Origin of the sequence: Acidiplasma aeolicum (genome assembly GCF_001402945.1) — an archaeon.
Lineage (GTDB): Archaea > Thermoplasmatota > Thermoplasmata > Thermoplasmatales > Thermoplasmataceae > Acidiplasma > Acidiplasma aeolicum.
The window spans coordinates 1-7,379 of sequence record NZ_LKBG01000271.1 but is presented as its reverse complement, the minus strand read 5'-3'; the positions used below and the strand labels follow the sequence as shown (position 1 = coordinate 7,379).

The 7,379-nt window shown below is 36.5% G+C and carries 10 protein-coding genes and 1 pseudogene; 2 read left to right on the top strand and 9 right to left on the bottom strand.

What is annotated here, in order from left to right; genetic code table 11:
- A pseudogene (locus AOG54_RS08400) lies at positions 1-544 on the bottom strand (ornithine cyclodeaminase); the annotation flags it as partial.
- A 59-nt stretch (positions 545-603) separates the two neighbouring features.
- On the opposite strand from AOG54_RS08400, the gene AOG54_RS08395 reads away from it, so the two are divergent.
- Positions 604-1,275 (top strand): aspartate racemase/maleate isomerase family protein, encoded by a 672-nt coding sequence (locus AOG54_RS08395; RefSeq protein ID WP_048101924.1) that lies wholly within the window; start codon positions 604-606, stop codon positions 1,273-1,275.
- Positions 1,276-1,305: 30 nt separating this feature from the next.
- Here the strand turns inward: AOG54_RS08395 and AOG54_RS08390 are convergent, their stop codons facing one another.
- From AOG54_RS08390 to AOG54_RS08380, 3 genes are read right to left on the bottom strand one after another with little or no spacing between them, the layout of a single operon-like run.
- Complete coding sequence (locus tag AOG54_RS08390) at positions 1,306-1,707, bottom strand: Zn-ribbon domain-containing OB-fold protein (protein WP_048101925.1); 402 nt, start codon at positions 1,705-1,707, stop codon at positions 1,306-1,308.
- A 10-nt stretch (positions 1,708-1,717) separates the two neighbouring features.
- The gene (locus tag AOG54_RS08385; RefSeq protein ID WP_231563433.1) at positions 1,718-2,881 is read right to left on the bottom strand and encodes a thiolase domain-containing protein; all 1,164 of its coding nucleotides are present in this window, start codon (positions 2,879-2,881) and stop codon (positions 1,718-1,720) included.
- Positions 2,871-3,926 carry a hydroxymethylglutaryl-CoA synthase gene (locus tag AOG54_RS08380; RefSeq protein WP_048101927.1) on the bottom strand — a complete coding sequence of 352 codons (1,056 nt, stop codon included), beginning with the start codon at positions 3,924-3,926 and terminating at the stop codon, positions 2,871-2,873. Before AOG54_RS08380 ends, AOG54_RS08385 begins: the two co-directional genes overlap by 11 nt.
- Before the next feature lie 128 nt (positions 3,927-4,054).
- Between AOG54_RS08380 and AOG54_RS08375 the strand changes: the two genes are divergently transcribed.
- Positions 4,055-4,888, top strand: a complete 834-nt coding sequence (locus AOG54_RS08375; protein WP_048101928.1) for an SPFH domain-containing protein — start codon at positions 4,055-4,057, stop codon at positions 4,886-4,888.
- Here the strand turns inward: AOG54_RS08375 and rsmA are convergent.
- The 5 genes from rsmA to AOG54_RS09980 form a co-directional block, all read right to left on the bottom strand.
- Positions 4,863-5,582, bottom strand: a complete 720-nt coding sequence (gene rsmA, locus AOG54_RS08370; protein WP_048101929.1) for a 16S rRNA (adenine(1518)-N(6)/adenine(1519)-N(6))-dimethyltransferase RsmA — start codon at positions 5,580-5,582, stop codon at positions 4,863-4,865. The genes AOG54_RS08375 and rsmA overlap by 26 nt on opposite strands.
- The gene (locus AOG54_RS08365; RefSeq protein WP_048101930.1) at positions 5,579-6,127 is read right to left on the bottom strand and encodes a DUF655 domain-containing protein; all 549 of its coding nucleotides are present in this window, start codon (positions 6,125-6,127) and stop codon (positions 5,579-5,581) included. Before AOG54_RS08365 ends, rsmA begins: the two co-directional genes overlap by 4 nt.
- Positions 6,128-6,436 carry a hypothetical protein gene (locus AOG54_RS08360; RefSeq protein WP_048101931.1) on the bottom strand — a complete coding sequence of 103 codons (309 nt, stop codon included), beginning with the start codon at positions 6,434-6,436 and terminating at the stop codon, positions 6,128-6,130.
- Positions 6,433-6,720: a 50S ribosomal protein L21e gene (locus AOG54_RS08355; protein WP_048101932.1), complete on the bottom strand. Its 288-nt coding sequence runs from the start codon at positions 6,718-6,720 to the stop codon at positions 6,433-6,435. The genes AOG54_RS08360 and AOG54_RS08355 overlap by 4 nt, the downstream gene beginning before the upstream one ends.
- A 10-nt stretch (positions 6,721-6,730) precedes the next feature.
- Positions 6,731-7,379 (bottom strand): tRNA pseudouridine(54/55) synthase Pus10 (locus AOG54_RS09980; protein WP_236692482.1); only part of this gene is annotated, 649 nt, incomplete at its 5' end.

Here is a 7,379-nt window from a genome sequence, read left to right as displayed (position 1 = left end):
CATCAGAATCCTTTAATACAGATAAATCCCTTGATGCCTTTATATTAAAATCAAATTTTTTTGAGAAATTTAATGCATGTTCATAATTTTTTGAATACACATAGACATTATTTAAATCATAAATCGAGGCCATTGCCTTTAACTGTGTTTCGGCCTGGAATCCAGACCCTATTAGTGTGTAATTAATATTCTTTTTATTTATTAATAACGATGTCACCATTGCTGTTAATGCACCTGTTCTTATCTGACCAAGTGTGTTTGCATCGATTATAAATAATTTTTCCGGATCAGAAACGTCAAATATTATAACAACAAACCTTACACCGTTTTTACCTGATATGTATGTTTTTAATCCTGCTATGTTATATTTCTCATAATATGCAGGCATTGTATTTAAAATAAAATTATCGCCATAGATTCTATCACGTGCGTTTGCATAAGATTTTTTGTTTCCGTAAGAAGTGAAAGCATCCCTTAATTCATTTATGCATTCTTTTATATCAAGGTATTTCTTTACATCCTCATCGCTTATATAATAAATCATTATTATTAATTGATTTTTCATTATTAAATATTTATAATGTATAAATAAATATTAAAATAATGATAAGAGTGGGCATGATTGTACCTGCAAACAATGTTGCACTGGAATATGATATGTACCATATGGCCCCTTCGATAATTAGCTTCCATTCCACAAGAATGAGGCCATCAAGAGGATGCGAACCACAGGACCCTGAAAAATTTAGAAGGGAGCTCGGTGAGGCATATAACCTTATTAAAAAAATTTCCGATGTTACAGTTTATGGAAGGACATACGGGACCCACAAAAATATTGAAATTATTAAAACTGTTATAAAAAAGAACCTTATAATTCCTGAGGTCTCCGTAATGAATTTATTGAGATATAAAAAAATAAATAATGTCTGGCTCGGAACTCCGTATATAAAGGAAAGAACAGCCGAGGAGGCAAATTATTTTAAATCAAATAATTTTAATATAACAGGATTTGCCGGGTTAAATAAAATTTATGGCCTGGATATTTCAAATACAGGTGATGATGAAATAATTAAAATGATTGAGAATGAAAAATCCAGTGTGATGGCTGCAGATGCAATTTATTTATCATGCACTGCACTTCCAACACATAGCGTCATAAATAAGGTCATGAAAAAGTTTAACATGATGGTAATTTCTGAAAATTCTGCAATACTATGGGAAATATCTAGGATATTTAATATTAATTTTGAAATACCGGGAATATCAAAATTTTAAAATTATAAATATATCTAAAAAATTGGTTAATTAATCGAGCCTAAATTTGTATCCATATTCTATTATTCCATTTTTACCATCCTCCCTTATCTTTCTGAATACCATATGAACCCTCCTGCCTATATCCACCTCATCAGGATTACAGTCAACAACCTGTGCTGTTATTGATGGCCCCTCATCAAGTTTTATTAATGCCATCACATATGGTATTTCCCTTTTAAATGCAGGGGATGAATCATGAACAATGGAATATGATAATATTTCACCGTTACCGCTCAATTTTACCTTTTCCATTTTTCCAATTGATTCCCTGTGGCAGTAAGGACATATATCCCTTGGCGGGAAATATGTTCTACCACAGTTTTTGCATCTAAACCCAATTAGGTTATACCTGTATTCTGTTTCCCTCCATATTCTTGATAGTTCAGTCATTATTTACCACCTATATACCAAGTATATGCACAACGCTGGAGGCTCCTGTGCCCGCCATGTTGTGCAGAAGCGCGTATTTTGCACCCTTTACCTGTCTTTCTCCAGCCTTTTCTTTTAACTGTATATAAGCCTCCACGGCCTGGCCTATACCAACTGCACCGTATGGATCGCCCTTGGCCTTTAAACCACCAGATGGATTTACAGGCAGTGAGCCATCAAGCTTGATATCATTGTAAACAATGTCCTTGGCATGACCCTTTTCCACGAATCCAAGATCCTCAAGCTCAATAAGCGCATAAATAGAGAATGAGTCATGCAGTTCAATAAATGATATATCATCACGTTTTAATCCTGATCTCATAAATGCCTTTTCAGCTGCAAGCCGGGCTGAATTAAATGTGTATATTGATTCCCTGGAGCCAACAGATAAATAATCCTCTGCTATTGCCGAGCTTAATATTCTAATTCCATCCTTTCCATTTTTCTTAACATAATCCTCAGAGGCAAGAACCACAGCTGCAGCACCGTCACTTACTGGTGAGCAATCCATAAGGTTCAGTGGATCTGCAACCGGCGTTGAATTTAAGGCCTGTTCAACAGTAATTTTATTTCTGTACTGTGCATCAGGATTTTTTGATGCGTTATTATGATCATTGACAGGTATCATGGCAAGAGCCTCCTTCTCAACATTGAAATCGTGCATGTATTTTCTTGCTATTATAGCAGCCATTGATGCGGGGGTTGCGCCATAGAATGCCTCCCATTCACGATCAAGTATTGATGACATTTTATTTACAATGTCACTGCCATGGAGATCTGTCATTTTTTCAACACCACCAACAACAACGACATTATATTCCCCGGATTTTATAGATAAATATGCCTCCCTGAGCGCAGCAGCGCCTGATGCTGTTGATGCCTCTATTCTTATTGCAGGTATTCCCTCGTTTGACAGACCAGAAAAATCTGCAATCAATGCACCGATATTCTCCTGCTCATTTATTGTTCCGGCAAGTCCATTTGCACCATAAATTGCATCGATATCCTTTGAATATATGCCTGCATCCTCTATAGCCTTTAAACCGGCCTCAACGGCAAGATTTCTTAGTGATTTATTCCATAGTTCTCCATACTTTGTTTCTCCTGCCCCAATAATATAAACATCACTCAACACTATCACCTGTTACAATAATCTTCCTGAATTTTGTGTATGTTCCATAATCTATAAACTTCACCTTTTCAATCAATTTTTTTATTGTTGGCGCATTGTATTTTTTATAATCCTTAATATTATCTGTTACTGTTATATCAAATGCGTCTGATCCGGCACCTGACCCAAATGAAACGGCAAGGATCCTGTCCCCGGGCTGCGCCTCATCCAGTATGGCTGATAGGCCATTCATTGTTGAACCAGAGTATGTATTGCCTATATATGGTGTTAAAAGCCCAGTTTTGTACTGTTCCTCTGTAAAGCCCAAAATTTTGGCCGCCCTGGTGGGAAACTTACCGTTGGGCTGGTGGAATACGGCATAGTCATAATCCTCAGGTTTTGTTTCCATTCTTTCCATCATAGCCCGGGCCGCAGCTATTACATGCTTAAAATATCCTGGCTCTCCGGTAAACCGCTCACCGTGCTTTGGATATGGCTCGCCCTCACGCCTCCAGAAATCAGGGGTATCTGTGGATACTGAAAGAGTGCTGTTAATTTCTGCTATTACGTTTTCCTTTCCAATTATCATGGCTGTTCCGCCGGCAGATGCCGTATATTCAAGTGCATCACCTGGCGCACCCTGTGAGGTATCTGAACCTATTGCCATTCCATACTTAATATATCCAGAATCAACCATTGCCTTAATATTTTGCATTCCCGCAGTACCGGCCTTGCATGCAAATTCATAATCAGCTGCGAAATACTGCAATGGCATTCCTATTGCGGCTGCCACAATTGTGGCTGTTGGTTTTACGGCATAAGGATGTGATTCAGATCCAACATATATAGCACCTATATCGGCCGGGTCAATATCTGATCTTTTAAGGGCATTTCTTGCAGCCTCAACTGATATTGTTGCAACATCCTCATCTGGTGCTGGAACCGACTTGCTTAAAATAAAAAGGTTATTTTTCATTTTATCTGGTTCATCACCCCATATTCTGGCTATCTCCTCAGGTTTTATCCTGTACTGGGGTATATATGAACCATAACTAACTATACCTGACATAGATGGATAAGACTTATTTTATATATAAAAATTCACGTTTATAATTTCTCTAATTGACGTATTTATTATTTGATATTTTAATAAAAATATTTAAAAAAAATTTAAATAGGACTTTTCGTTATTTAATTATGGTAAGTATAGGGGAAATAGCATTAATAATAATAGTTTTGATAATTCTTGGCATACTATTATCCGGTATTCATATATTAAAGGAATGGCAGAGGGCCCCTGTGTTGACCCTTGGAAGATACACAGGACTGAAGGGACCCGGACTTATTTATGTTACACCAATAATAAGCAAGATTACAGTTGTCGTATCAACAAGGATACAGGCGGTTGCATTTAAAACAGAGTCAACATACACACAGGATAATGTTCCGGTTAACGTTGATGCGGTAATGTATTTTCAGGTTATAGATGCAGATAAGGCTGTGCTTAATGTTGAAAATTATGCCACAGCAACCCAGCTGGCAGCCCAGACCACACTTAGGGAGGTTCTTGGAAAATCCTCATTTGATGAGATATTATCTGAAAGGGAAAAGGTTGGTGAGGCTGCAAGGCAGATTATAGATGAAAAAACAGAGCACTGGGGGGTTAAGGTATCATCCGTGGAGATAAGGGATGTTCTGGTTCCACAGGCCCTGCAGGATGCCATGTCAAGACAGGCTGCGGCAGAAAGGGAGAGAAGGTCCAGGGTTACACTGGCACTGGCAGAGGTGGAGGCTGCCGGAAAAATGGTGGATGCTGCAAAACAGTATGAAAACAATCCCACTGCATTCCAGTTAAGATGGATGGATATAGTTTACCAGATTGGTCTTGAGGGTAAGGGATCCCTGATCATGATACCTCAGAACGTGCCAACAGCAGGTGATACATCACAGTTTTTCACTGCAACAGCCCTTGAAAGTATTTTAAGCAAAAACACGGGAAACACCACTAACTCTGGGAATAAACCTCAATGAGCTGATCAATGGTCAGCTCATATGGCCTTTTATCAGAATATATTCCATGATAATCTATTATGGATGAAATTTTTTTTCTTCTCATGGAAAATAGTTTTATTAAAAAAAGATCAAATTTTTTAATATCTATATTATACTCCCTTTTTTCTATTAATATTATTGATGAATCAACTTTTGGCACAGGATAAAATGAGTTGCGGCTTACATTGTAAAGTATTTTAATTTGTGACCTTATACCTGAATTTACTGTAAGCCTCGAATAATCTGGAGTTCCAGGACTGGCAACAAGCCTTTGTGCGAATTCTTTTTGAACCATTAATATTGCCATTTTAAAATCATAGTCCAGTATTTTAAAAACTATTTTGGATGAGATTTGATAGGGTATGTTTCCTATAATTTTATCATATTTCCCTGGAGCCAGTTTTAGAAAGTCTGCCTTTATTATCTTTAATTTACCACTTTTAATAAAATTGCTATAACTTTGATTTAACTGATCCACAAATCTATGATCTGGTTCAACCACGGTCAAATTTATATTATATTTTAATAATTGTTCTGTTAGGATTCCATGGCCAGGGCCTATCTCAAGTATGCATTCATTATCCTCTGGAGATAAAAATGATACCTCCTTTAATGCAATGTTATGGTCTTTTAAAAATACCTGGCCATATTTTTTACTAAAATTATCATTCATTTTGCAACAAATAATTTATATTTTTCATATCTGTTCTGGAGTTCCTCTATTATTCTGTTAACTATCATTTTTTTTGGATTGTGGACGCTTTTAACCCTTTCTGATATATCATCAAATGATTTAAACGGTGCTTTTTTTCTTTCCTCAAGGATTGCCCACATGCTTTTATTGCCTAGACCTGGAAGAAGCTCAAGTGTATGCATTCTGGCATTTACAGCCTCCGAATTATTAAAAAAGTTTATGAATTTCTCTGGATTTGAATCTATTATTGTTTCTATAGTATATGGGAGTTCGGATACAGCGGCGCTTGTTAATTCCTTGTATGTTATCCTCCTTTTTATTGATATAATTTTATCACGCTTCTCAGCAGATTTCCCTATATATATTCGATCACCAACAGATATGACTGCATCAGGTTTTGGTATTATCTCCAGAAGCTTGAATTCGCTCTCACCAATGGCTATTATTAATGGTGTCTTTCTAAAACTCTTATCTTCAGGGCGTCCCTGTGGTAAATAATCCAGAACATAAGCATATTCTTCCATTTATAAGACCTGCAATGTATCAAGAATTGCATCAAGCTGCGCATCATCCACTTTTATATTATATGAATTTAATACTGCTATTAATTCGTCCTTGTTATTTGGTTTAAGATCAATCAGCTTTACAGCAACCTCTTCTGAAAGCTTGAATGTTGACATTAATGATTCTTTTAGCTTTTCTATGTCAACGTTTTTTTTATATTTAAGAAACTTTTCAACATATGATAATGTATCTGCCTCATCCTCAGTCTTTTCTTCCTTTGCGGATAATTTGTTGTATACATCAATGTTTGTTATATATTTTATTTTCATTGATACAGCCTCTTGAGGTGCACTGGAGCAGATATAATTTTCCTTGTGGTATTGCCTATATTAAGAGACACAACATAGCATGATCCCTGCATACCTGAAACTATTCCTGTTCTGCCCTCAAATGTATGGTGAGGCATTCCATTATGAACTGCCGGATTTATAACTATTGCAACCCTGTCCCCAACATCGAATGTTTTGAGCAGGTCATTAACCTTGGGCATGCCCCTTTCCTTTATTCTTTTTGTGAGTATATTCCTTGATCCTGATCTGGATCCCCTTGACATTCTTGTCGTTTTAATCACCCCTATTTATATATATGACATCCAGGCTCTTAACCCTGAGTTTTTCACCGTAAAGTGAGGTCAGGCTTGGATTTGTCCTGCCACAATCTCCATTTACCAGTTCTTTTATATATGTGCCAGCCTCAGCACATATTTGGATGGTGGCAGTTTTATCCATTATATCTTCTATCTTTATATATTTTATTTCTTTTTTCCTAATAATATCGGATCTGTTACCAAGCACCCTTCTTGGTGTTTGCTGTTCTATTTTATTTCCTGTGAGCAGTTCACATGCCCTTATTAATTTTTCCCTGTCCATTATGCCATCTGATTCTATTACTGCCCTGTAAACCTTATCATGTTTGGCTTCCTTGATTTCTTTTACCCTCTTTTTATCACAAAAGGATAATTTATCTATTTTGATGCCGGCATTTTTTGAATTAACCGCAAATTTAAATTCCTCAAGATTAACCGACCTTTTTTTGGGATTTGATGCCTCTATTACAAATTCACGGCCATTACCAAGCATCATAACATCAACATCCTCACGTCCGGAACCATGAAGATAATAGTTTTCTGATTCTGTTATTTTCTTTAACTCCTCGCCTATTATAGATTCTATAGAATCACCGGAACCATGAATCCATCTGGTCTGTGGAAGA